Origin of the sequence: Oceanobacillus sp. FSL W7-1304, assembly GCF_037969805.1 — a bacterium.
In the GTDB taxonomy this organism is placed as follows: Bacteria; Bacillota; Bacilli; order Bacillales; family Amphibacillaceae; genus Oceanobacillus; species Oceanobacillus profundus.
Genome location: NZ_CP150211.1, coordinates 2,875,501 through 2,901,053 on the forward strand (window position 1 = coordinate 2,875,501; position 25,553 = coordinate 2,901,053).

Consider the following 25,553-nt stretch of genomic DNA (forward strand, 5'->3'; position numbering starts at 1 on the left):
GAGTGCGGTAGGTTCTAAATAGGAAAAATTAAATGAAATAAATTTGTGGACTAAAGGGGATTTTTTAGAAATCACACCCTTCGTTTAGTCATGGATTTATTTCAATACCTATGAAGATACCTACCATACTTTATAAAGCGTGTAATAGTAGGAGTTAGCTATACTTTTTTAGATAGCTTATTTCCATGTATTTGCATATTACACATGCCTTGTAAATGTAAAGAAAGCTGCGGTATCTCCGCAGCTTTTTTGTGTTTGTTTTTTATTATGTAAAGCTTCATTGAAATCTAATGGGTAGGTATCTTCATGTATGATAAAAATAAGTCATAGTGAGGAGCATGGAAAGTGAATAAGATGACGTTTGAAAAGTTGCAATATAACGAGTTAAAAGGAATAGTTAAATCGTATTGTGTAAGTGGATTAGGGAAGAAAATGTTAGATAAGTTGAGACCAAGCTCAGATATGAAAGTAGTTAAAAATCGTTTAAATGAAACGACTGAGGCACGCGCAATATTAGATGCAGTAGACCATGTGCCATTTTTCGGGGTTTCGAATATTGAGCATATCCTTCAAAATCTCGAAAAGGGCATGATTCTTGATCCGAGCGAATTGGTTAGTGTATCGGATTTCTTAAGAGGCTGCAGGAAAATTAAAAAGTTTATGCTGGATAAAGCATTTTTTGCACCAGTAATCGCGTCGTATGCGAATTCAATGTCCGAGTTCAAAAATGTGGAAGAAGAGGTTGATTATTCAATCAAAGGAAATCGTGTAGATTCCGCTGCAAGTAAAGAATTAAGACGAATACGAAGAAGTATTGAATCAGTCGAAGAGAAAATTAAAGAGCGCTTAAATAAGTTTTTAAATAGCAGTACCAATAAAAAGTATATTCAAGAAACCTTTATTAGTAAGAAAGGCGATCGATATACAATACCAATTAAAGCTTCCTATAAAAATCAAGTACCAGGGACAATTATTGAAGTTTCTTCTAAAGGATCAACGGTCTTTATAGAACCGGATACAGTGACAAAATTAAACGGAGAACTCGCAAGCCTGCAAGCTGAAGAAGCAATCGAGGAATACCAAATATTAGCTGCTTTATCAGGAATGGTCTTAGAGAACATGTATGAGATCAAGATTAATCTCGAACTTATCAGCCAATATGATATGGTATTTGCAAAAGCAAAATTCAGCAAACATATTGGTGGAGTAGAGCCCAGATTAAATGATTATGGGTATATCAAATTAGTTCATTGCAAACACCCACTTTTAGCAGGAGAAGTTGTACCGCTTGATTTTGAAATCGGAGAAAATTATCGTAGCTTAATTGTTACCGGACCAAATGCTGGCGGGAAAACGATTGTCCTCAAAACAATAGGATTATTAACTTTGGCGACGATGTCAGGCTTTCACATTAATGCAGATAAGCAAACGGAAATTTCGGTTTTTGAAAACATCTTCGTAGATATTGGTGACAACCAAAGTATAGAAAATGCACTAAGTACATTTTCATCTCATATGAAAAACCTATCGGAAATAATGATGGGATCCAATAATCATACACTTTTACTATTTGATGAAATCGGAAGTGGTACGGAACCGAATGAAGGAGCGGCACTTGCAATTTCTATTTTAGAAGAGTTTTATCATATGGGTTGTATCACGGTTGCGACAACACACTATGGAGAAATTAAACGCTTTTCGGAAATGCATCATGACTTTATGAATGCAGCAATGCAATTTAATAGTGAAACATTGGAACCAAAGTATAAGTTAATGATAGGTAAATCAGGGGAAAGTAATGCCCTTTGGATTTCTAAAAAAATGAATATACGAGAAAGTGTCCTGCAAAGAGCGAAAGACTATATGGAAAATAAAGACTATCGTTTAGAAAGTGTAGTTGAAAGTAAGAAAAGGAAGCCAAAGATTGATAAAGAGACAACCAAAGAGAAGTATGAATATAAAAAAGGGGATCGTGTAAATTTATTGGACCATGATGACTTTGGAATTGTATATGAAGGGATAGACAATTTCTATAATGTTGTCGTGTTCTACAAAGGGGAATTTATGAAAGTAAATGTGAAGCGACTCTCCTTAGAGCTACAGGCGCAGGAATTATATCCAGAAGGATACGATTTAGAAACATTGTTTATCGATTACAATAAGCGAAAGATGCAGCATGATATAGAGCGTGGTTCAAAAAAGGCACTTCGCAAAATCCAAAAAGAAATACGACAGAACAGGGAGTGATTTAACATGAATCGTATGATTAGACAAGAACTTCCAAAAGATTATAGAACGACAGAAGAAGTTGTAAAACAAGCATTTTTAAATGAACAATATAGTGACGGGAAAGAACATCAACTTGTAAATCGAATTAGAAAATCAAAGGCATTTATTCCTGAACTTTCATTAGTCGCAATAGATGAAGACAAGGCGATGATTGGTCACATTCTGTTATCTAAAATTTCTATTGTATATAATGATCAATCGGTGGAATCTTTAGCACTTGCTCCCGTGTCTGTGGTACCTCAGTATCAGAAAAAGGGAATCGGAAGTCAATTAATTCACGAGGGGTTAAAGAAAGCAAAAGCACTTGGTTATCATTCAGTTATTGTATTAGGGCATAAAGACTACTATCCAAAGTTTGGATTTAAACAAGCACAATTATGGAATATAAAAGCGCCATTCGAAGTACCTGACGAAGCATTTATGGCTTTAGAACTAACAGAAGATTCTCTTGAAACGGTTCAAGGTGTCGTTCATTATCCGAAAGCATTTTCTGAGTAAATGATCATAGAGTCAGATTCTAAATCTACAATAGTTTAGAATCTGGCTTTAAACAAGGATTGACAATCAATCGACATTAATATCCTCGTCCCAATAGGATTGATTAGACTTGTTAAGATTCTTGGTTAACAGTTCAACCAAGAATTGAAAAGGAAAGAATTGGAGAATCAGAAGCTGTCATTCGAAATAGATAGGGGTTTTCCTTTTTATTGAGTTATTTGTATTTCAACTATGTATCTATCAAATTTCTTTTTCAACAGAACAATATGCCCCCCCCCGCCGCTAAGACACCATTCTCGAAATTAACGCACCATCTCCCGCTACTAAGACACCAATCCCCAAAATTAACGCACTATCCCCCGTCGCTAAGACACCATACCCAAAATTAACGCACCATCCCCCGTCGCAAAGACACCATTCCCGAAATTAACGCACCATCTCCCGCTGCTAAGACACCATACCCAAAATTAACGCACCATCCCCCGCCGCAAAGACACCATACCCAAAATTAACGCACTATCCCCCGCTACTAAGACACCATTCTCGAAATTAACGCACTATCTCCCGCTACTAAGACACCATCCCCAAAATTAACGCACCATTCCCCGTCGCTAAGACACCATTCCCAAAATTAACGCACCATCCCCCGCCGCAAAGACACCATTCCCAAAACTAACGCACCCATCCCCCGCTGCAAAGACACCACTCTCAAAATCAGCTCCTACCTTTACATCTATATTTCAATTCTATTAAAGCCTACAGAAGAAATACCCTGCTATGCGTATTCTATATTAATTACACATAGGAGGCATTACAATGAAATACTTAACACTAATCACACTCGTAACTTTAGGATTAATCTTATTTACGAACGAAGTACATGCAAGCAGTCAGTATACGGTGCAATCAGGAGATGTTTTATCCGAGATTTCAAGGAATCATAATGTAAGTGTGGATTCATTGCTTGAATTTAACACTTTTCTTTCAGACCCAGATATCATTTATGCGGGTCAGACGCTTACCATTCCAGATGCAAAGGGAGAGACGTTTACAGTAACTGCTTATACAGCAGGCTATGAATCTACTGGAAAAGAACATGGAGATCCAGGATATGGTATTACAGCATCCGGTACGGAAGTGCAGGAGGGTCAAACAATCGCCTGTCCAGATTCATTATCATTCGGAACCAAGTTGTATATTCCTTATTTTGATAAAACATTTACATGTGAAGATAGAGGAAGTGCTGTTACTGAAGGTCGATTGGATGTATATATGGAAGATTTAGATGAAGCATTAGAGTTTGGCGTTAAAGATTTACAAGTACACTATTAGATTAACAGTTGGGGAGAAGTAGACTTTTCCATTTAGTGATGGTGAACATTTCTTAATTTAAAAAATGCATCATTTAGGAGTTGGAATTAAGCTGACTTGGCTTCATAAGCCTCGTCAACTTTTTTATGTTAAAAAGGGCAGGGGAATGACAACAATTGCCTGAGCTGGCATCAGAATCTGTTGGAAATGCTTGATGAACGAATGTTTACAGCTATCCAATTGAACCAGTGCTGCCCATACCCTTTTTAATCCTTGCTCCATATCCGTGTGTTGAGATTCAAGTCATTAATGATACGGAAGAATAATATCAAATCATCATAAACAAGTTTAGACTGCTTTTCCATTGAGTCAAAAATACTCGGTTCGAAATAGTCTTTTTTATTGTATAAAAATAAACTGATAAATCGTTTTTTAAAAGCTATATCAATTGGGTTTCGATTTCTTTTTCGAAATGCAACTAAATCTTCCATTAAGTTGGGCGAAAGAATGTAGCGTGCTTCGAATTCACTTGTCGTTCGTACTTTAAAGTACTTATTGAATTCATCATTTTCCATTTTAATCGTAATTAATTTCTTTCCGCTCAGCATACGGTGGAAATGGTGCCTGAAATAACGCTTTAGATGCTGGAAACTAAAAAGCTTTCTATCACGTAAGATGGTATGCCCTTTAAAATGTTTATGGAAGTCTGCAAGATACAGGACGCCTTGATATCTTGTTTTTAACTTCGTATTTGATCTTCCTCTATAGTCCCTTACTTGTTTGAAGAGCTTTAGTTCAGAGAAATAGAAATCAGTAGAGCCTATTTTACCCTTTATTAAATCTTCACCAGATACGCGATCAATCCGATTTAAATAGAATAAGCCAGATTCACCAATTAAGAGGTTATTAATTTTACCTTGGCTGGAGTATCCCCATTTCATCTCATAATTAGGGTTATCCTCTGGCAGGTTAGCAGTTTCAAATAACGCTTTTAACAGACTCCTTACTACTTTGCGTTTAAAGGCCATACGAAACGTTCCTAGTGTTTTAAAGAAACTAACAATACTTGCTATCGTTCCGAAGAAAAAAATAAAAGCAGCCAGCCATTGGATACCTGCGTTAGGAATAGAGAGACCAAAAATAGCAGGAATGATAATACTAGCAAAAAGGAAAATCCAGCCAAATATGTACTTTAGTATCGTTTTGAATCTGATTTTATTCATTTCATTTATATCATCTTTTAATAGATAAGAGATTTCATCATAGCTAGAAAACATGTGGTTAACCCCTTAGAATTTTGGCTATATCAACATCTTGCTTTTTGCTGTTATCAATGTGCAATAGCTCTCTTTTTTCTAGTTTCATGAAGAATTTAAATAGATTTGTAGGAAACTGCTGCAACATGGTATTGAATTTCGCAACCCTTGCGTTAAAGGTTCTTCTCGATGCAGCCAGCCTTTCTTCCAGTTCATTAATACTTTTCTGTAAGTGCAGATAATTTTCATTTGCCTTTAATTCAGGATAATTTTCGACTTGAACTTGTAAACCACTTACAAGTCTTGATAGTTCATTTGACGTTTTTACTTTTTCATTCTCATTTTGGTTGTCAAATTGACTGCGGAGCTTCGTTACTTCCGTATGGACTTCTCTTTCATGTTTCGTATAAGCGGCAATCGTCTCTGCTATTCTTGTGAGGGAGTCAAAACGCTGTGCTAACGTAATATCAATATGTTTAAAGGATTCTTCTATACTGTTTTTTAAGGAAATAAAACGGTTATAGGTAAATAGTGCCCATAATAAAACAAGAACGGCAATAGCTGTGCCTATCATCCACGGTTCAATGTTCAAGAAATTTCAGCTCCTTTTTTACTATTTACAACTATTATATAGTTATCGTTTTGTACTATCCAGTTACTTTTGATTCATATCTAACACAAGATAAGTAACTCATTGCACAATATGATGATTGACAAAGGGAGAGCAGCAAATCCTGTCAAAGTTCTTGATGTGAAAGAGAAAATAGGCAAAGGTAGTAAGGGATGTGTCGCTGATTCCGATGTGTAATATAATGAGAAAGTTTGTTGTAGGTTTACTAGCCTGTACTCTACTTCTAGGTGTAAACATCAGTTTTACAAATAGTGTAGAAGCTGCGACAGGAGATCCGGATAGGCAAGAAAAAGAAGGAATGGTCACCTACGATGTATATGAAATCAATTATTATTTCACACCAAGTAAAACTAAAGAAATCGTTCAAAATTATGAAGACAGGGATAACACAGCAAACCAAGTTATGAGATATATTGCAAGTGCCCATCCAGTTGTAGGTTTTATGCTTTTGGCTGAGAGCATTTCATCTGCTAATATGATAAAAACTTTCCAAGATGCTGAAGCACAAGGTAAAGGAGTTAGAACAAAATATGAATATTGGAACGGAAACACTTCTCAATCTGTTTATAAAATTAAAAATAAAAGTGTTACAGTTGAGTAAGATAATATAGAAGGGAAGTGGATTAGATGGAATCAAAATTTAAATTTAAACTAAAACAAATTATCATACTTTTGTTTTTTGTCGCAATAGCAGTAACTTTTAGAATTACGTTAGGGTTCTCACCTCTAGTAGATAATCTTGTTATGATTTTCTTTATCTTATTAGGGTGTTGGTTCACTTACCAAAATTATAAAAAAAAAGAGACAGAGACTAAACGTCACGGAATTGAATGAAAAAATAAGTGTGCTATACAGCATACTTATTTTTTTATTTCAAAAGGTATTCATTACTGTTTAATAAAGCCTTAACATGGTCCTTTACTTCATCCGTTGCTTTTTCATAATCAAAATAGTCTCCAAGGAGTACCCTGAATTATAAGCTCCTCCGATTAATCTGCAACGGTGAATACTTTGATAGGTCTATGAAGGAAAGGTTGAGAATATCCCGTTTATTCCTGTCTGATTCAGGGGACACAACTTATAAATGCTGATAGAAGGATGTGAACCAAATGAAGGCCGTAACATTTCAAGGTGAAAAAGCGATGGAAACAAAAAATGTTGATGACCCGAAAATTCAGGAAAACAGTGATATGATCGTACGAATTACCGCGAGCGGCATCTGCGGATCAGATCTTCACTTATATCATGGCGGAATTGTCCCGAAAGAGGATTACGTCGTTGGTCATGAGCCGATGGGTATTGTCGAGGAAGTTGGTTCAGATGTGAAAAATCTCAAAAAAGGTGACCGTGTCGTAATTCCTTTTAATATTGGGTGTGGAGAATGCTTCTTCTGTAATAATCAGATGGAGAGTCAATGCGATAATTCCAATCCACATGGTGAGCCAGGTGGTTTATTCGGATTCGCTGAAGATTTTGGGAATCACCCTGGTGGTCAGGCAGAGTATTTACGTGTTCCGTATGCGGATTTTACGTCATTTAAGGTTCCGAAAAATAGTGAATTGGATGATGAACAGGTATTATTCTTATCGGACGTCATCCCGACTGCGTATTGGAGCGTGGAGCATGGGGGCGTCAAAGAAGGGGACACGGTAATAATTTTAGGGAGTGGTCCAATCGGGCTCATGGCTCAAAAATTCGCTTGGCTGAAAGGCGCAAAGCGTGTTATTACCGTCGACCAGGTAGAGCACCGACTAGACCATGCGAAGAAAACGAATAATGTGGAAACGTATAACTTTAAAGAAAACGAAAACATCGGCGAACTTTTGCATGAAGAAACAAAAGGTGGAGCAGACGTTGTGATTGATTGTGTTGGGATGGATGGTACAGTCCCGCCAAACACAGAATTCGGATCAAAAGGCGATAATCAATTTGGAACCATCAGTCCAATCATTACCGCATCGCAAGCTGTACGGAAGTTCGGAACGGTCCAAATAACCGGTGTTTATGGTACAGAGGCAAATGGCTTCCCACTAGGCGACTTTTTCACTCGAAATGTTTCATTGAAAATGGGACAAGCTCCTGTGATTAACATTATGCCAAAACTGTATGACATGATTGAGAATAAAGAGTTTGATCCAACAGATATTATTACACATCGTGTTAATTTGGATGATGCTGCAATAGCTTATGATATTTTTGATAAGAAAGAGGATGAATCCATTAAGGTGATTTTCAAGCCTTAATATTAATGAAACAAATAGATGTAATATAAAATGGTCCACAGGGATGAGCCGTGGACCATTTTATATTACCGAACAACAATAGATATCATCACCATAATATATACATTCACCACGAACAAGCAGCTTATCAGAAAAGTTACCACTATCGATGCCTTTTTGTAAATCGATAATAATATTAATCCTACTAATAATAGAGCTAGGAAAAAGAAATAAACGATATCTAGGTTGATCGTCAAGCCGACGGTGCTGCTGGAATCAATGATGCCGCCATGAAATAACTGGAATAAAGGTGATATTGCATCATCCGTTAAATAATTTCCGTGAGGAGGGGATTGCTGGGTGAAAAAAGCTGTCATCGCAAAAATGACAAATAAAACAATACCCTCTAAACGAATCCAAGGAATTGGATTAAACGCAGCATCTTTTGACAGGAAATATTTCACAACCAAGCCGTTTAATAAGGCGTAGAAAACGAGTGGAATCAAGAATAGGTGTTTGATTAATAATCCTTGTCCATACGAAACCATCCACGAATCTGTATACCCATCGACCATGACATCCATCAGTAGGATCCCGCTAAGTCCTGTAGCAACTAAACAGCCGATAGCGACCTTGGAAAACCAGCTTAAAAATGTAAGCCAATTATCATGGTTGGTTGCAAACCAGCCGACAACAAGTACAACACCAACCCAAATGCTGATCACAGCTAGATGGACAAAGTGGCCGGTAATTCCCTTGAATGGCTCCATAGCGCCTGCATGGCTTGACCAAGCAATGGTTAACATGAGTCCGAATGTTAATGCCAATGCGATAGAAGTAGAAATACGATTTCCCATAGACCGCATTAATACAATTACGAGTACTAATAAAATAGAACCAATAAGGGTAAAGTTCCACGCGTTTCCAACCGTATAGGTTAGTAAAACGACTTTTAATGCTTCACCAAACCCTAGCCGTGGGGCGATAAATAAGGTAGTATCAAGAACCGGAATGAAAGCAAAAATCGGTACCATGATGGCGCTGATAAAAAAGTAATACGGTGCGATTTTTATGTCCGGACGATAGGTGCTTGGAATAAGCAAAAGCAGAAAACCTCCTGCTAAAACCGCAAAGCATACATATAATAGCACCTGACTAATCATTACGAGTATGTCCATTTACTATCTCTTTCTTTTCATAAATAAGATGTAGCCAACGATTGCAAGAATAGCTAAACCAACAATGACCATAATCATGGTGGAAGATGATCCTTCGCCTTCATCTATTTGTTCAGCGGATTCTGTTGCTGAATCATCTTGGGGCGTTTCTGTTTCCGCTTGTTCTTCGGGTTCTTCATCTTCAACTGTTTCTGTTTCAGCCTGTTCTTCCTCTTCCACAGCTTCAGGAACCTCGGCATCAACGGTAAATGTGAATTCACCTTCTAGTGGGTGACCATCTGCACTAATAATACTCCAATTTACTTGATATTCATCATTTGCAAGCGGCTCAGCAACCGTACCTGTTAATGTACCTTCACCGATCTCGATATCTTGTACTTCCACAGCTTCACCTGCTGTTGTTGTTACCTCTATAAAACTGCCTTGTTCAATTCCACCATCAAATTCAAGAACAATTTCTTCCAATGGCTCTGTTACAACATCGCCATCTGCTGGATTCGATCCTTGAATATGTGAGTGAGCAAACGCGCTAGTAGAAAAGCACGTTACGAGTATGACTACTATTGCCGCGCTGAATATTCGTTTCATTAACATAATTCCTCCCTTACATGTCTCAGTAACTACTTCTAAAATAGGATGCGAGTTACCTGTGTATATTATAAATCCAATGCTAAATCTTGCATAATACCTCGAAGGAGTGATTTTAACGGAAATTTGCTATAAAAGGGTGATTAAATGATAAAATATAGACACATTTTATATTTAGAAATGCGGTGAAGATATGAAGTATAACCAAATTAAATGGCTTATTTTATTTTTGCCAACGATTACAATCGCCCTTTGGGAGTATGTTCGGCATGAATTTCTCCTTTCATACATTTCCATGGACATGGGGAACTTTCTTTCTCCTATATTAGTCTTTATTGTCACGCTTGTCTTTTTGCGGCATTTATTTTCCATTTTAGAAAAAATGCAAGAAGAGTTAAGAGCGGCAAGGGCTAAGAAAGCAGCGCTTATCGAGAGGGAGAAGCTCGCAAGGGAGCTACATGACGGCATTGCCCAATCACTATTTCTATTGTCCGTTAAAATGAATAAGTTTGGCAGAAAGAATGATCTGGAGCAGGATGCTGATTTTCAAAAAATAAAGCAAACCTTACAGCATGTCCACGAGGATACACGTCAGGCGATTACAAACCTGAAATATGTACCAAATGAGGATACGTTTAGCTGGACAGAAACGATCTACCAGTATGTAACGGAGCTGAAACAACAGCATTTTATGGATGTTCAGCTGGAATGGGGAATTCCAGAAGATGCATTGTCATCGAAAGAGAAGGTAGAGCTATTCGCCTGTGTAAAAGAAGCTGTGATGAATGTTATTAAACACGCAAAAACAAATGAGGTATGGATTGTAGCAAAGGAAATAGAAAATGGATGGATATGCCAAATTAAGGATCGGGGAATAGGATTCACAAACGATACGATTCAAGATAGTACAGGCTATGGACTTCAGATTATTCAAGATAGAACGATAGATATGGAATGGGAATTTTCGATTAATAAAATTGAGAATGAAACGATCCTGGAAATAAAAAAGGAGGGAAACTAAATGCAACCTTTTCGAATCGTAATCGTGGATGATCACGCGCATGCAAGAGAAGCCATCCGGGAAATTTTAGAGGAGCACGAAGATCTTCTTATTGTAGGAGAAGGGAAGAATGGCGAGGAAGCGATAAAGCTTACGGAAGAATTAATGCCTGACATTATTCTGATGGACATTCAAATGCCGGTGATGGATGGGCTAGAGGCGACGAAACGTATCAAGCTTCAATTCCCTTACGTCAAGATTGTGATGATTACCGTTTCGGATGATATCACCGATTTGTTTGATGCATTAAAACAAGGAGCACAGGGCTATTTATTAAAAAATATCCAGTCGGAAGCATGGGTCGATCATTTAAGAGCCTTTGCCGTAGATGAAGTCCCAATGTCTAAAGAAATAGCCTTTCAAATTCTTAAGGAATTTCCACAAAGTAAAGCAGTTACAAAGGAGAATACGCCTTTATCTACAAGGGAGTTAGAAGTGCTGCAATTGGTCGCGAAAGGGATGTCCAATCGGGAAATTTCAGATACCCTGTTTATTTCAGAGCATACGGTGAAAAGTCATCTGAAAAACATTTTGAGTAAGCTGCATTTAGATAATCGGGTGCAGCTGACGAGTTATGCGTTTCAGAAAGGGCTGATGGATTAATGGGAGATTCTTTCTGTGGGTCTGGCAATGACTGGACTAATAAGCAGGAACGAGCACAATGTCCTTATTCTGGATTTGTGCTCTATTCTTGAACAAGACAAAAGATTTCAATAGCCATCTGATATTCTTTTAAAACCATCCATGTTGCTGAACCAATACGCTATCAGGAAAAGGAATAGATAAATAAAAAAGTCATAAATCGTTGACCATCCTTTTGGGTTATAAAAATCAATCATTTCAAAAAAGTTCATGCCTATGAAAGCTCCAAGGGCACTAAATATAGCTCCTTTTAAAAGGGGATTAGCTTTTGGCTTAATTTGCAGTGTAAACATAATGGCAACAGGAACTAAAGAAAAATGGTAGGGGAGAAATAACAATGGGACTATAGGTGAGAATATCATTGGGTAAGACCAAAGCCCGCTCGATAAGGCAATAAGGTCAATCATTAAGGATAAAATGATGGTGATAAATCCCCCCATAAGAAGTCTGCCTGTACTTTGCCTGTTTCTAAATAAAAACCATATAAACCAAGGAATAATAAATAGTCCAATCCCAAACCACCATTGCCATGTAAACATAAAGGCGTTAATCACTGTTTCGGACATCAATCTATCCGCATCTATTAGCTGTTCATTGATCCTCTCAACTTGTTTTATTCCTTCTTTAAATGTCATTCATGAACCGCCTCCATTTATACCGAACATTATTGATTTGCTTTATGAGTATCTTTTGTAATTTATTTACGTTTTATGTGTATAAAGATTTATAACGGTTTCTATACTTACGCTGATTGTAATTTCAAACGATCCTCTTATACTTTCCATATCAACAAATAAAGGGTGAAAACGTGACATTTGAAGAATTTTTAACGTGGAGAGAAGATTACTCGCGAAGGTTGGCCAGACACAGAGTTATATGTGAAATTAGTTGGCGAAAGTGAAGTAGAAATGGAGAAAAAAAGATCTATCCGTAAATTAAAAACCCATGTATCAATCCATACATGGGTTTTGTGCTACTATAAAAACATTATCATAGACAATATAAACATAAATATTACACCGGATAGGATTGGAACGGAGGTTCTCTTAATAATGTTAATTGGATCGACTTTCAGGGTTGCTGCAATAATTAATACTACAGCAGCGACTGGAGAAACCGATCGAAACAAGTTTCCGGCTAGTCCCATAGGAATACTAACTGCGATTGGATTAATTCCAGCGGCTTCGGCTAAAGGAACCATCAGTGGTATCATTGCAAAGAATAAAGCAATGCCACTTCCACTTAGTATTACAATTAATGCGGTAAATCCGACTAGAACCAATGGTAATACATAATCAAAGCCCTGTCCTTGGATGTTTTCCATTGATGCTTGCAGTGTGTCAATCAGCCCAATAGACTGCAAACCTGCAACAAATACTGAAGCAGCTACTAAGAGAACCACAACTGAAATCATACTGCCCATACCTGTAAAGAATTTTTCCGTATTGGATAACACATCTTTACTATTTTTATTGCGAATAAGCTCACAAATGATTGCCAAGATAAATGAGATTAATACTGCAATTTCAACACTAATTGAAACAGATATCTGGGTTGTGAGGTCTAATATAAATGATACCAATAAAATAATAATTGGAAAAACTGGCAAGATAGCATAGACGGTTTTAAATAATATACTGCCTTCTATTTCCTTGAAATCTTCTAATTTAACCTCTTTAGCAGATTCTATAATCTCAGCTTTTTTATCCATTCTCTTTTGCCAGAAGTAGTGAACGATCGCCATGAATAATATGGTTGGCAATGAAACAATGGCATGGTAGCTAAAAACATATTGTGTAACCGTTAAATCACTAAATGTTGCATATTTCGCTAACTCCTCTGCAATAGCCACATTATCACTTCCAAGTGGAGTAGGAATGATTGTTGCAGAAGTAGCTATAACTGCTGCTATACTAAGAGTAGACATGCCTGCATTTTTCATTACCGGATAAAGTGTGGCTAATAATAAGATAGCTAGAGTTGAAGCACTTGGTATAACCAAGGATAAAACGTTACCTAATAAAAATATAATAGGAACTAGCAGATAGACAGATTTTATTTTGCTAACTGGTTTTGTTAACATTTGAACGGTTAAATCGTTAGCTCCGATTGATGACATATAGGCTGTATATCCACCTAGTATTAAAATAATTAGCCCTGCTGAGGACAATGTTGACTTGAATTGCTGCACAACAACTTGCAAAGGGTCTAAGAGTGCAGATCCGGTCGGGGTAAAGTCACTAAATACAATCTCGTTACCCATTACGATACTAATTAATAGTAAAATGATACCCATAAGAAATAAGGGGATTTTAATATCCATTTTCTTAATAAGCATATAAACAATTACTGCAACCGCTAACAAAGCTGAGCTATACATGATAAGGTTGTCCAACATCGATGATTCCTCCCTGAAAAATGGATAAATGCTTACTTACATTTTCTTAAATTTTCCATTAACCACTTTTTAAACGCAGGTGCATTAATATCTACACAAACTTTTACATTGCTTTCTTGCTTCATATAACCTTTTAAATCTACTATTGTAGCTCCTTTTGTCAATCCGCCGTTCAATTCAACGTCTATGTAGGTATCTACAGTTGTAAATAAATCTGGTTTTAATAGATAGGCTACTGCACAACTATCATACATTTTTAGTCCGCTATTAAAGCTACCGCCTCTATATTTTTTGAATAAATGATAAATCATATTACCAGTATCATTCATTCCTTTCAGTACTTCACTATCTTCTGGATAAACCAAGGCTTTCATACCGACATCGAGTCCAGCCATCACGATTGGTAAGCCGCTTGAAAATACGATTTTCGCTGCTTCGGGATCAGCATAGATGTTAAACTCTGCCATAACAGAAGCGTTTCCGCGACCTGTCGAACCACCCATTAAGATAATTTCAGCTATGTTTTCTTTAACTTCAGGATAAAGTTTAAAAAGCAGAGCAATATTTGTTAAAGGGCCGATTGGAAGGAGCGTGATTTTCTCCTTACTACTCATAATTTCTTTATACATAGCATTTACGGCGTGCTCGTCCAATAATAAACTTTCATCAGGTTCTTCAAAGTTGTAGCCATCCATCCCTGTTTCACCGTGAATATCACTTGCATCAACTGGATCTACGATTAATGGCGTGGAGGCACCTTTGGCAACAGGGATTTCTTTATCAAAAAACTTTAGAAGTCGTAACATATTATAGGTTACTTTTTCAAGACTCACATTTCCATTAACAGTTGTAATTAAGCGGACATCCAGTTCCTCGCTAAATAATGCTATTGCTAATGCCACCGCATCATCAATTCCTGGATCTGTATCAATAATTATAGGTTTTTTATTCATATTCGTTCCTCCTCGTTTTTGCTTTTTCAATAAAGGTTATAATTTCCTTCCTATCGGGAATACCACCTTGGGCACCAAATCGTTCTACAGATAAAGCTGCTGCTGCATTAGCAAACAGAATTGATTGATCTAAATCTCCTGTTCTAGCTAACTCTGTTGCCAGAGCACCGTTAAAAGTATCTCCAGCCCCAGTTGTGTCTTTGACATTTACCTTAAATCCAGGTATAGTTTTCGGTTCTCCAGACTTTGATATGAATTCAACTCCATGCTCTCCTTTGGTTATAATCATTTTTTCTTTAATTGATTCTGTTAATGGCATTTCAGACAGTGATACAGATTCAACTTCATTTGGTGTTAGATACGTTACTTTTTCTAATATGTCTTCTGGTATAAATTGAAACGGTGCAGGATTGAGAATAACAGGTATTTTATGTTTATAAGCAAATTCAACAGTATATTGCACAGTTTCCATTGGTATTTCAAGTTGTAATAGAATAATGTCACTAGCTATAATTACGTCTTGAGCTTCATCAAGTATTTTGGGATTCACTTTTGAATTAGCACCTGGAGAAACAATAATTCGGTTGTCATTTTCCGAGACTGTTATTGCTGCAACTCCCGTAGAAATGTCTGGTACAATACTAATCCCTTTTTGGCTAATACCTTCTGATTTGAAATGTTCTAGAAGGGCTTTCCCAAAGGTATCGTTTCCAACTGCACCAATCATCGATACATCTGCCCCTAGTCTAGCGGATGTTACTGCCTGATTCGCCCCTTTTCCACCGGGAAAAGTTTCAAATTTCTCTCCTAATACAGTTTCACCTTTCTTAGGTATTTTTTTAGTTGTAGTCACTAAATCCATATTAATGCTTCCTATAACGCAAACGCGGGGATGACTGTTCATCATCTTAGCTCCTTTTCATGTTGATTCTCTAGTAGTTAATTTAACCTTGTGCTCTTCTGATTTAATAACTGTATTAGGATGTTCAATCTTTTGAATAAGTATCTCAGCTGCTCTTTTCCCAATACTATAAATCGGTTGTGCCATAGTAGTTAGAGAAGGAGATGTGATGTTTCCCAGCTCTATCCCGTCAAATCCAATAACGGATAACTCATTTGGTATCTTAATCTTTAACGATTCAGCAGCCTTTAACACACCAACACCCATTAAATCATTTGCTACAAAAATTCCGTCTATTTCAGGATTCCTCTTTAACAAATTCTTTGTTGCTTCAAAAGCTTCATTCACAGCATAATTTCCTACACATATGAAGTCACTATGGAACCATTCTTCATCCCTAACTTCGTCTAAATAACCTTTAAATCGTTCTCTGGCATTACTTATATTCTCAGGGCCAGAAACGTGAGCGATTCGTTTGCAGCCTTGATTTTTTAAATATTGAACTGCCTGTCTGGCTCCTTCATAGTTATTTACGGTAACAGAAATTAAATCGGGATTGATCTTTCGGTCAAGTGCTATCACTGGGACTTTCATATCTTTAACTTGATTTGTTGTCATCGTACTTGAAACTAGAATGATGCCATCAATAGATTTTTGCAAAAGAGCATTAAGGTAAGCTATTTCTTTATCATTCTGATTATCTGTATTACATAAAATAAATGTGTAGCCATGCTTATTGGAAATGTCTTCCACAGCTCGAGCTAATTCAGGGAAGAAGGGGTTCATAATGTCAGGAACAAACAAAGCAATCATCTTTGATTTACCTTTGAAAAGACTGCGGGCAACATCATTTGGACGATAGTTCAATTGCTCAATCGCCTGTCGAACTCTTTGCATGGTGCTTTCATTAACATAACCATTTTTATTTATCACTCGAGATACTGTTGCTACTGAAACATTTGCTAATTTAGCAACATCTCTAATAGTTGCCATAAGCATACTCCTTTTTAAGTAATATATGTAACGGGTTACATGCCGGATAAAAATAAAAAACGGAATGTGTAACCCGTTACATAAATAATAAAGCGATTTCATTATAAAATCAATAGGAAATAAAAGATAATTTCATCATTTAATTGCTATAACAATGATTTTCTATATTAGATGTAATCAAAATGCGAGATTAAACAGTATAAAAAAGGTTTTGCAACCAAAACTAAAAAGAAAAGGAAGGGGAACCTCAGATTGGAATGGCATTTATTATGTTATGGAAGGCCATAATCATTATCGTTGGCGGAACATTTTTATTACGAATTGCAGGTAGAAAATCAATCTCCCAAATGACGCTCACACAAACTGTAATCATGATTGGAATTGGTTCATTACTTATACAGCCAATAGCAGGTGAAGATATATGGAGTACGTTACTCGTTGGGCTAATCCTTGTTTTGACATTGGTTGTAATGGAGTTTCTTCAAATCAAAGGGGATGTATTCGAAAAAATTATTACAGGTAAATCGAAAGTATTAATTAATAATGGTATCTTACAAGAACAGAATTTAAAAAAGTTAAGGGTGACAGTTGATCAGCTAGAAATGGAATTGCGCCACCAAGGTGTTCAACGATTGGATGATGTTCAATGGGCGACATTAGAACCGAATGGGCAGGTTGGATTAGTCTTGAAAGAAGATGTCCAGCCAGTGACAAAGAAGGAATTTAAGCAATTAACAGGCTTGATTGAGGACCTACAAAATCAGCTGCATCAACAAATACAGTACAATGAACAACCAAGACAATTAAATAGGGAACAACTATCACCCGAACAGCAAGAAACTATTTTTGCTGAATTACAAAAGAAGTCACATAAAAATACCCTACCTGAACATTTACGATAGTTGATGTCTTTCAAAGCAACCACTATAATAAGGCTATCTAATGTTGAAGGGACTGAATTATGCGCAGATGGCAATATTTTTTCATCCAACTGATTTAAAATTATTGGAGGTAAAAGTATTGAAAAAAGAACTATTCACGAAGAGGTTGCATTTACGTAAAATAAAAGTGTCCGATTCAGCAGCCTTATTTAACATCTGGACTGACGCAGATGTTACAAAATTCATGAACATTTCTCGTTTTACAAATGAAACACAGGCAAAAGAAATGATTGAATTACTCGATGAATTATCTCAGACAAACCAAGCGATCCGCTACATTATGATCGATTTAAAAACCTATGAAATTATTGGAACGTGTGGTTTTAATTCTATTGATTTCGAGAACGCCCGAGCAGAAATAGGGTATGATATTGCTAACATCCATTGGGGGTTGGGCTATGCACCGGAAGGAATTCGGGCATTAATAAACCTTGCTTTTGGAAATTTACAGCTCAATAGAATAGAAGCAAAGGTAGAACCAGCAAATATAAATTCCATACACGTACTGCAAAAATTGAACTTCACATTTGAGGGGACATTAAGACAATACGAAAAATCAAAAGGAAACTTTGTTGATATCAATATATATTCACTGTTAAAAACAGATTTATCTTACGAATAATTATGGAAAAGTGGATTTGACATCTTCAAATCCACTTTTTTGCGCTTATTAATAAGCGGGTATTTATTTTATTGCGTCATACGCTCAAAAAATGCTTGCATTTTTTCCACATCCGTTACATGCTGATTACATTCTTGGCTATCCGCACAAATATAATTACTATGATTTTTGAACGTACCAGCGACTCGTCCTTTTACAGATGTAGTAAATAGATTAACATCGGATAGACGGTTACAAATGGAACATACCCCTTTAATTGTATTGGTAGAGAAAGTCCCCTTAATCGCTTTAAGTTGATCATCTTGTTCAATAATGACATATCTTCGGTGAGTCCCCAGATCATTCCAAGCCAAGTAACAAACCTGCTGGAAATCTATTTCTTCAAGCTTTGGCAACTTTAGCTTTTTTTCCTTTTTAAATAGGCTTTTCACTGCATTTGCAGTGACAGCTTTAAAAGGGACGACGTAAGGTTTTAATTGCTCTAAATAAGCTTCACCTTGTTCACGACTAGTCACATTGGAAACCTGCCTGATTAGCTGTTCTTCTGCCTCAGAAAGCATTAATGTTGCTGTAATATCACCATCAACAATATCACGAACAGCAGAGATGACATCTTTATCTTTCGTTGTTGCAAGTGCTTGTAGAATTTTATGCATTTGCTGCTCGATAAAATGATAGTTTACGACTGTTAAAAACGGCTGAATTGTTTGTTTTTCCATTTGAAATCACTCCATTGTAGTAGGCTTTATATATAGGTATAGGCCTAAAGAGATCATTCATTATTTATCATCGTTTCCTAGACCTCTTTGACCTGTAAAGGTTGTGGTCTAGAGTAAGCATTACAAAAGAATGCGTCCATTTTGATGCCTCCTTGGAAAGAAAACTATTATTAGTATAGCATCTTTTCGAAATTTGTTGAATAAGAAGAAAGCTTAACTTCATTTGTAATATGATATATAGCTGACATTTACAAATTGAGCGCAAGACAAGGAAATATATTACTCGATTTATAACCCGTTATCATATTGAAATACTTCTTCAGTCTGAATTCCTGCCTTAAGCCTATATACAGCTGTATTAATAGAAAATAAGTCCACTCACACTAGTAATTCAATGATTAAAACAACTGTAATAACTTTTAATTGGATTAACATCGATAATTCAAACTCTCTTTACATTCATAGATTAGGATAGGAGTGTAACAAAATAAAACGAGGAGGTATTCAAAATGAAAAAGTGGAAGAAGCATGCTATTCCATCAATCGCTGTTGTAATGATTGGAACTGCAGCAACTGGTATGACTGTGTCGGCTGATTCGGATGATCGCTATGAGGAATTGCAGGAAGTCAATATAACGGTAGAGGAAAGTAAAGAGATTGCATTAACAAGAGTACCTGGAACGGTAGAAGAAGTTGAATTGGAAGATGAGGATGGCTACCTTTTCTATGAAGTGGAAGTAGATGCAAGAGATGGAAATGAATATGAGATCTTAATTGATGCAGAAACAGGAGATGTAATTGCTGTTGAGAGTGAAGACGAAGATGATCGTGACGATGATGACAACGGCGATGGAGACGACGAAGAAGATGACGATAATGAACATGATGATGATTAAGTTGCAGCGCTAAAAATTAAAGCTTTTCAGAAGTCCTCTATGTGGTAGAGGGCTTCTTGATGTGCCAATACATACATTAAATTTAAAATTTACAAGAAAATAATATTCATAATCTTTTATATTGGTTGAATAATCTCCTGCGTTCATTATAATAATAATGAGAGGCACCAATTCTAGTGCGTACAGTTTGATAGAAGAAAACCAAATACGAAAAATGGAGGCTGCTATGGGGAGATTAATTCATTTCGAAATTCATGTGGATGATATGGAAAGAGCGAAGAAGTTTTATGGTGAGGTATTCGGATGGACATTTGAAGATTGGAGTGACTATGCTGGGATGCCTTACTTCGGAGCAGTGACTGGCGATGATAATGAACTTGGTATTAATGGAGCTTTGATGCAGCGTCAAAGTGCTTCGCCAGAAATCAACCAGGCTTTGAATGCTTATGCTTGTACAATGGGTGTTGAAGATTATGATTCAACGGATACGAAAATTATTAATAATGGAGGCAAGGTAGCAAGGCCAAAGCATGCCCTTCCCGGTATGGCATGGCAAGGCTACTATCATGATACGGAGGGAAATATATTTGGAATCCATCAACCAGATGAGAATGCCAAGTAGCATCTATTCGTAATAACCCTAGTAAGCCTTTTGCTTTGTATGTAATGATACTGGGCAAAAGGCTTTTTTATTTACTGTATTTCTATCGATGTTGATCTACAAGGATCTGATTTCCGTCTGGATCTTCAATGGTGAAATGTGCAGGCCCTTCACTTGCCTCGTCGGCTTCGGTTGTCAATTTTATCCCTTTTTCCTTAAGCTGCTTCTGAAGCTCTCGGACATCTGTAAATGAATCGAGATTTTTTGCATTTTGATCCCAACCAGGATTAAAGGTTAAAATATTCTTCTCAAACATGCCCTGAAAAAGTCCGATTACGCAATCTCCATTTTTCATAATAAGCCAATTTTGTGTAATATCCCCACCGAGTGTTTTAAATCCAAGATTCTCGTAAAAGGATTTTGATACTTGAATGTCTTTAACCGTTAAACTTACAGAAAATGCGCCTAGCTTCATACTTTTTCCTCCTCTTTTGTTCCTTAAATACATAGACGAAACCTTTTGATAATTTTAGTATAAGTGATTGATTTGAAACAAACAAGATTTACCAAATTACGAGAGAAAACGTACCAGGGGGGATCCTTAAAATCTTTATATGGACGTGTTATACTTCTAATAGCTGATTCTTAAATGAAAGAGTGGGTATCTTGATGACAATTATCAACAAGTTAAATTTAAATAAATACGTAAACATGGCTGTTCTTGGCGAGCCGGACGATTATGCTATTTTTGATGGATACAAAACGACATTGGCTGGAGAACATGATGCGATTTTTGTCTTTGTAGAAACAATTGACGAGATGGTAGAGCATACACGATGTATCATTAAAGAAGAGCAATTACTCGAAAAAGGCTACTTGTTTTTTGCGTATCCGAAAAAGGGAAATAAGCGCTATGAAAGCTTTGTGCATCGGGATGAAATCTTTCCTGCTTTGAAAGTGGACGAAGATGGATATGCGGAAAACAGCGATTTGAAATTTTCTCGGATGGTAAGTATGGATGATGTGTTTACTGTTGTAGGGTTAAAACGAGACAAAAAGAGCACTAAAAAGACTTCTGCTGCAAGTCAGTGTGTAGCAGATTATAAGGATAATGTGAAAGACATAGAAAGAATTTTAGGAGATTATCCAAATGAACTCCAGTTTTACAAGGGGTTAACCCCGGGTTATCAAAAAGATTGGGCTCGCTATATCTTTTCTGCGAAGCAACAGAAAACACGGGATAAACGCCAAGCGCAAATGGTTGATATCTTATCTCAAGGGTATAAGTCGATTGATTTATTTCGATTGAAAAAGAATTAGGAATAGGGGGACAGTGGATCTGTCCCCGCTGTCCATTTGGCCATTATTCTAATCATCAGCCTCAATTAGAAAGGTTTTTTCATCAAAGCCTCCACGTTTAGCTGCTTTATCAGCCCGGATTTGTTCTAATTCATCAAAAGAAGCTCCGTGTATACCTAGAAGGGAATGGACTAATTCCAAAATATCCGCCAGTTCTTCCAACTCTTCTTCCTTCGTTGAAGCACTCTGATATTCTCCTACTTCCTCACTTAATTTTTTCTTGAGTTCAAGAATATAACGATCATGATTTAGTGTTTCTGTTTTTAGGTCCTTGCCAGCGTTTTTTAAGATTTCAGGGATTCGGTCTCGAACTAGTTTGTTGTATGTTGGCATGTGAGCACTCCTTTGTTAGTTTAATATTTTTACCTGGGGACTTTCCCTTAACACGTCGCTCTGCATACTGGAAATTGATCAATTTCAACTGTACGTTTTGAGGAATTGTAAATCACTGCTAGATTCATTAATTATTGCATTCCCTTTCATTTTAATTACAAAACTTTAGGGTGAATTTAAGATAATTATAGAAGTTTGCCAGTATGGAAAGGGGATAACTAGAGGGAGGGTGTCCATGAACAAGAAATGGGGACAGGTAAACGGACCCTGCCCCCTTCATATATTACAGCTTGGAACAATCTATACCCAACTGACTCTGCTATAAATTAAATAGATTTGGTAAGAACAGGGAAAGCTGCGGAATAAAGGTTACAAGTAACAATACGATAATGACAGCCACAAAGTATGGAATTAATGTTCCAATAACTTGTTCAATTCTTACGTTCGCTACAGATGCTCCAACAAATAAGGCACTGCCAACAGGTGGTGTCATATTACCAATACAAAGGGCGAAGCATAGAATCATTCCAAAATGAACAGGATCCATTCCGAACGTTTCTGCAACCGGCAAAAAGATAGGAGTAAAGATCAGTACTGCTGGCGTAATATCCATAAAGGTCCCTACTAAAAGCAGAATTAGAATCATAATTAAGAGAATCCCAATTTGATTTTCTGTTATGGATAATAATGCGTTACTAATAGCCTCTGGTAAGCCTAAATACGACATGACAAGTGAGAATAAAGCAGATGACGTAATAAGGAAAAGAATCATCCCCGTTATTTCAATGGTTTCCTTTAGTATAGCTGGGATATCCCTCCATTTCAGCCCCTTATAAATAATTGCTAGTATCGTGGAATAGAGAACGGCAACTGCTGCGCCTTCTGTAGCGGTGAATATTCCGGCAACTATACCACCAATTACAATGACAATTAAAAAGAGACTAGGGATAGCGCTACCAATTATATATAAAATATCTTTAATGCTAGGTAATGTAGAAACAGGGTAATTTTCTTTTTTTGCCATGAAATAGGCAACAATCATAACTGCTATACCCCATAGAATACCTGGGATGTACCCAGCCATAAATAATGCAGCAACTGAAGTTCCGCCACTGACGAGTGAATAAACAATTACGACAGAGCTTGGTGGAATAATCAACCCTGTTGGAGCGGATGCGATATTAACAGCTGCTGAGTATGTCTTCTTGTATCCTTGCTTTTCTTGCATTGGACCCATAATCCGTCCCATTGCCGCTGCGGCTGCCACACTAGAACCAGCGATGGAGCCGAATAGCATATTCCCAACAGCATTCGTATGTGCTAAAGATCCAGGCAACTTACCTACTAATACTTTAGCAAAGTTCACGAGACGAAATGCAATCCCACCGTTATTCATAATAATCCCAGCTAATACAAATAGAGGGATTGCCAGCATTGTAAAGTTATCAATTCCAGTAATCATTCGTTGGGCAGATGTCATTAATGCGACGTCAAAAGGCAGCACAGTGAAAAAAGTGATGACAGAACTTAATATAATCGCAATTGCGATGGGAGCTCCAACTAATAATAAAAGAATAAAACTTATAAAAAGAATCGTACCTGCAATCGCCATCATTATACTCCCACCTCCTGATTCTCCTTGATTTTATTGGTTAACATACCATGGATCGTGTAAAAGATGATAAATAAGCCACTTAATGGTAACGACATGTAAACAAATGCCATTGAAATCCCCGTTGCCGGAGCAGTTTGGGCAATAGTAAGCATGACGACTTTAATTCCACCATAAACCATAAGGATAGATGCAACCAATATAACTAGTGTGTCCGTTATTCTTTCGATAGAGATTTGCGTTTTAGCAGCAAATTTTTCTCTAAAGAAGAGAATAGCAATATGTTTTTTAGCTCCAAATACATAGGAAGCAGCTAATAGTCCAAACCAGATAAGCATAAATCTCGTTATTTCCTCGGTAGCTGGGGAAGGAATGCTGAGTACATACCTTGCTACCACTTGCCAAATCGAAAGCACAACCATGGCAATGATTAACAGAGAGGAGAGGCTTAGTAAGAGCTTGTCGACCCATTTTTTTGCTTTATTCATCTTGTTTCGCCTCCTGTATTAATTGGTAAATTTCCTTTGTCTTTTCGTCCTTAGCAAACTGTTCGTGAAGCGGTTGCACAGCATCGATAAATGGGGTTTTATCCACTTCAATAAAATTAACACCCATTTCATCCTTTGCTATCTCTGTTTGTTCTTCAATGGTTTTTGCCCATACATCTTCATGATATAGCGTGGATTCCTGAGCAGCTTCTTTAATAACCTGTTGATGGTCATCGGATAATTGATTAAATTTAGTTGCATTCATGATAAACATGTCAGGTACAATTTGGTGGCCAGTATACATAAAGTATTTTGCAACCTCACCATGGTTGTTTCCTACTAATGCGGTTTCATTATTTTCAGCTGCATCGATAACACCAGATTGTATAGCGGTATACACTTCACCATAATCCATTGCTGTTGGGATCCCGCCAAAAGCATTAATCATTTGAACGCTCGTTTGACTGGGTTGTACCCGCACTTTCAGACCTCTCATGTCGTTCACATCATGTACTTCTCTATCTTTCGTATAAAGGTGTCTTTGTCCTGCATTATAATAAGTTAACGCGATAAAGCCTATATCTTCTGTTTGGTTATACAATTTATCTGTTACTTTTTCATTATTCATGACTTTTTCATAGGTTTCGTAATCTTCAAAGATATATGGAAGGCTAAAAATCGAATAATCGGATTCAAACCCTTCTAATTGACTTGCGCTCACTTTCGCTAAATCAACCGCACCGGTTTGTGTTAATTCAATTACTTCTCGTTCACTGCCTAATTGCGCATTTGGGTAAATTTTTACCTTTATTTCCTCGCTGGATTTTTCTTCTACAAGTCTCGCAAATTCTGCTAGTGATAAATGGACGGGGTGTTCAAGCGGTAAGTTATGCGCTAGTTTCAGTTCAATAGCTTTAGTTTGATCAGAATCACCTTGACATCCTGCAAGTATAAACAATAGTAATACTGTAAATAACGTAATGACAGATTTCTTCACCATATACCCTCCCTGGATTTTTTCGTGTTGTGTGTTCTAATGAACGGTTTTCTCACGCTTTTTTT

27 protein-coding genes are annotated in these 25,553 nt (G+C 36.9%); 12 read left to right on the plus strand and 15 right to left on the minus strand.

Going from position 1 to position 25,553, the window contains the following annotated elements:
- Window positions 1-345 precede the first annotated feature (345 nt).
- The 3 genes from NYE61_RS14535 (at window position 346) to NYE61_RS14545 (ending at window position 4,119) form a co-directional block, all read left to right on the plus strand.
- Window positions 346-2,247, plus strand: coding sequence for an endonuclease MutS2 (locus NYE61_RS14535; protein WP_339315817.1), 1,902 nt, complete (start codon window positions 346-348; stop codon window positions 2,245-2,247).
- Window positions 2,248-2,253: 6 nt separating this feature from the next.
- A complete protein-coding gene (locus tag NYE61_RS14540) occupies window positions 2,254-2,787 on the plus strand; it encodes an N-acetyltransferase (RefSeq protein ID WP_303447062.1) in 534 nt (177 codons plus the stop codon).
- Window positions 2,788-3,603: 816 nt separating this feature from the next.
- Window positions 3,604-4,119: a LysM peptidoglycan-binding domain-containing protein gene (locus NYE61_RS14545; RefSeq protein WP_118888272.1), complete on the plus strand. Its 516-nt coding sequence runs from the start codon at window positions 3,604-3,606 to the stop codon at window positions 4,117-4,119.
- A gap of 245 nt (window positions 4,120-4,364) precedes the next feature.
- On the opposite strand, the gene NYE61_RS14550 is transcribed toward NYE61_RS14545, so the two are convergent.
- Both NYE61_RS14550 and NYE61_RS14555 read right to left on the minus strand, forming a co-directional pair.
- Window positions 4,365-5,375: a DUF3137 domain-containing protein gene (locus tag NYE61_RS14550; protein ID WP_339315819.1), complete on the minus strand. Its 1,011-nt coding sequence runs from the start codon at window positions 5,373-5,375 to the stop codon at window positions 4,365-4,367.
- Window positions 5,376-5,379: 4 nt separating this feature from the next.
- Window positions 5,380-5,946 (minus strand): LemA family protein, encoded by a 567-nt coding sequence (locus NYE61_RS14555; RefSeq protein WP_339315821.1) that lies wholly within the window; start codon window positions 5,944-5,946, stop codon window positions 5,380-5,382.
- 220 nt (window positions 5,947-6,166) lie between these two features.
- Between NYE61_RS14555 and NYE61_RS14560 the strand changes: the two genes are divergently transcribed.
- Together NYE61_RS14560 and NYE61_RS14565 are read left to right on the plus strand one after the other, a co-directional pair.
- Entirely contained in the window at window positions 6,167-6,586 is a 420-nt protein-coding gene (locus tag NYE61_RS14560; protein WP_251659889.1) for a hypothetical protein, read from the plus strand.
- Window positions 6,587-7,094: 508 nt separating this feature from the next.
- Window positions 7,095-8,228: a zinc-dependent alcohol dehydrogenase gene (locus NYE61_RS14565; protein WP_339315824.1), complete on the plus strand. Its 1,134-nt coding sequence runs from the start codon at window positions 7,095-7,097 to the stop codon at window positions 8,226-8,228.
- A 65-nt stretch (window positions 8,229-8,293) separates the two neighbouring features.
- On the opposite strand, the gene NYE61_RS14570 is transcribed toward NYE61_RS14565, so the two are convergent.
- Together NYE61_RS14570 and NYE61_RS14575 are read right to left on the minus strand one after the other, a co-directional pair.
- Window positions 8,294-9,385, minus strand: a complete 1,092-nt coding sequence (locus tag NYE61_RS14570; protein WP_339315826.1) for a CopD family protein — start codon at window positions 9,383-9,385, stop codon at window positions 8,294-8,296.
- A gap of 3 nt (window positions 9,386-9,388) precedes the next feature.
- Window positions 9,389-9,973: a copper resistance protein CopC gene (locus tag NYE61_RS14575; protein WP_339315828.1), complete on the minus strand. Its 585-nt coding sequence runs from the start codon at window positions 9,971-9,973 to the stop codon at window positions 9,389-9,391.
- 193 nt (window positions 9,974-10,166) lie between these two features.
- Here NYE61_RS14575 and NYE61_RS14580 point away from each other — a divergent pair, with 193 nt between their 5' ends.
- Entirely contained in the window at window positions 10,167-10,994 is an 828-nt protein-coding gene (locus tag NYE61_RS14580) for a histidine kinase (protein WP_095310264.1), read from the plus strand.
- On the plus strand, window positions 10,995-11,636 hold the full coding sequence (locus NYE61_RS14585; RefSeq protein ID WP_251659893.1) for a response regulator transcription factor: 642 nt from the start codon (window positions 10,995-10,997) through the stop codon (window positions 11,634-11,636). It abuts the gene before it with no gap.
- A gap of 107 nt (window positions 11,637-11,743) precedes the next feature.
- Here NYE61_RS14585 and NYE61_RS14590 read toward each other — a convergent pair whose 3' ends face one another.
- From NYE61_RS14590 to NYE61_RS14610, 5 genes are all read right to left on the minus strand, one after another.
- The gene (locus NYE61_RS14590) at window positions 11,744-12,310 is read right to left on the minus strand and encodes a CBO0543 family protein (protein WP_339315832.1); all 567 of its coding nucleotides are present in this window, start codon (window positions 12,308-12,310) and stop codon (window positions 11,744-11,746) included.
- 341 nt (window positions 12,311-12,651) lie between these two features.
- Window positions 12,652-14,073 carry a C4-dicarboxylate transporter DcuC gene (gene dcuC, locus NYE61_RS14595; protein ID WP_339315834.1) on the minus strand — a complete coding sequence of 474 codons (1,422 nt, stop codon included), beginning with the start codon at window positions 14,071-14,073 and terminating at the stop codon, window positions 12,652-12,654.
- A 32-nt stretch (window positions 14,074-14,105) separates the two neighbouring features.
- Complete coding sequence (gene rihC / locus NYE61_RS14600) at window positions 14,106-15,026, minus strand: ribonucleoside hydrolase RihC (protein WP_339315836.1); 921 nt, start codon at window positions 15,024-15,026, stop codon at window positions 14,106-14,108.
- Window positions 15,019-15,930: a ribokinase gene (rbsK, locus tag NYE61_RS14605; protein ID WP_303447056.1), complete on the minus strand. Its 912-nt coding sequence runs from the start codon at window positions 15,928-15,930 to the stop codon at window positions 15,019-15,021. Before rbsK ends, rihC begins: the two co-directional genes overlap by 8 nt.
- A gap of 15 nt (window positions 15,931-15,945) precedes the next feature.
- Complete coding sequence (locus NYE61_RS14610; protein WP_095310274.1) at window positions 15,946-16,920, minus strand: LacI family DNA-binding transcriptional regulator; 975 nt, start codon at window positions 16,918-16,920, stop codon at window positions 15,946-15,948.
- Between the two features lie 257 nt (window positions 16,921-17,177).
- Between NYE61_RS14610 and NYE61_RS14615 the strand changes: the two genes are divergently transcribed.
- Both NYE61_RS14615 and NYE61_RS14620 read left to right on the plus strand, forming a co-directional pair.
- Complete coding sequence (locus tag NYE61_RS14615) at window positions 17,178-17,822, plus strand: DUF421 domain-containing protein (RefSeq protein ID WP_251659896.1); 645 nt, start codon at window positions 17,178-17,180, stop codon at window positions 17,820-17,822.
- Between the two features lie 118 nt (window positions 17,823-17,940).
- Window positions 17,941-18,483: a GNAT family protein gene (locus NYE61_RS14620; RefSeq protein ID WP_339315841.1), complete on the plus strand. Its 543-nt coding sequence runs from the start codon at window positions 17,941-17,943 to the stop codon at window positions 18,481-18,483.
- 68 nt (window positions 18,484-18,551) lie between these two features.
- Here the strand turns inward: NYE61_RS14620 and NYE61_RS14625 are convergent, their stop codons facing one another.
- On the minus strand, window positions 18,552-19,202 hold the full coding sequence (locus NYE61_RS14625) for a FusB/FusC family EF-G-binding protein (protein ID WP_303447052.1): 651 nt from the start codon (window positions 19,200-19,202) through the stop codon (window positions 18,552-18,554).
- Window positions 19,203-19,711: 509 nt separating this feature from the next.
- Here NYE61_RS14625 and NYE61_RS14630 point away from each other — a divergent pair.
- Both NYE61_RS14630 and NYE61_RS14635 read left to right on the plus strand, forming a co-directional pair.
- Window positions 19,712-20,098 carry a PepSY domain-containing protein gene (locus tag NYE61_RS14630; RefSeq protein WP_118888278.1) on the plus strand — a complete coding sequence of 129 codons (387 nt, stop codon included), beginning with the start codon at window positions 19,712-19,714 and terminating at the stop codon, window positions 20,096-20,098.
- A gap of 226 nt (window positions 20,099-20,324) precedes the next feature.
- Window positions 20,325-20,720, plus strand: coding sequence for a VOC family protein (locus tag NYE61_RS14635; RefSeq protein ID WP_095310280.1), 396 nt, complete (start codon window positions 20,325-20,327; stop codon window positions 20,718-20,720).
- Window positions 20,721-20,802: 82 nt separating this feature from the next.
- Here NYE61_RS14635 and NYE61_RS14640 read toward each other — a convergent pair whose 3' ends face one another.
- Complete coding sequence (locus tag NYE61_RS14640; RefSeq protein WP_118888279.1) at window positions 20,803-21,174, minus strand: VOC family protein; 372 nt, start codon at window positions 21,172-21,174, stop codon at window positions 20,803-20,805.
- Window positions 21,175-21,368: 194 nt separating this feature from the next.
- On the opposite strand from NYE61_RS14640, the gene NYE61_RS14645 reads away from it, so the two are divergent.
- The gene (locus NYE61_RS14645) at window positions 21,369-22,019 is read left to right on the plus strand and encodes a YdeI/OmpD-associated family protein (protein WP_303447050.1); all 651 of its coding nucleotides are present in this window, start codon (window positions 21,369-21,371) and stop codon (window positions 22,017-22,019) included.
- A 48-nt stretch (window positions 22,020-22,067) separates the two neighbouring features.
- Here the strand turns inward: NYE61_RS14645 and NYE61_RS14650 are convergent, their stop codons facing one another.
- The 4 genes from NYE61_RS14650 to NYE61_RS14665 all read right to left on the minus strand — a co-directional run bounded on the left by NYE61_RS14650 (window position 22,068) and on the right by NYE61_RS14665 (window position 25,491).
- Window positions 22,068-22,391, minus strand: coding sequence for a nucleoside triphosphate pyrophosphohydrolase (locus NYE61_RS14650; RefSeq protein WP_095310284.1), 324 nt, complete (start codon window positions 22,389-22,391; stop codon window positions 22,068-22,070).
- A gap of 319 nt (window positions 22,392-22,710) precedes the next feature.
- Window positions 22,711-24,006 (minus strand): TRAP transporter large permease, encoded by a 1,296-nt coding sequence (locus NYE61_RS14655; RefSeq protein ID WP_118888281.1) that lies wholly within the window; start codon window positions 24,004-24,006, stop codon window positions 22,711-22,713.
- Window positions 24,006-24,491, minus strand: coding sequence for a TRAP transporter small permease (locus NYE61_RS14660; RefSeq protein ID WP_118888282.1), 486 nt, complete (start codon window positions 24,489-24,491; stop codon window positions 24,006-24,008). The genes NYE61_RS14655 and NYE61_RS14660 overlap by 1 nt, the downstream gene beginning before the upstream one ends.
- Window positions 24,484-25,491 carry a TRAP transporter substrate-binding protein gene (locus NYE61_RS14665; RefSeq protein WP_095310291.1) on the minus strand — a complete coding sequence of 336 codons (1,008 nt, stop codon included), beginning with the start codon at window positions 25,489-25,491 and terminating at the stop codon, window positions 24,484-24,486. The genes NYE61_RS14660 and NYE61_RS14665 overlap by 8 nt, the downstream gene beginning before the upstream one ends.
- Window positions 25,492-25,553 lie beyond the last annotated feature (62 nt).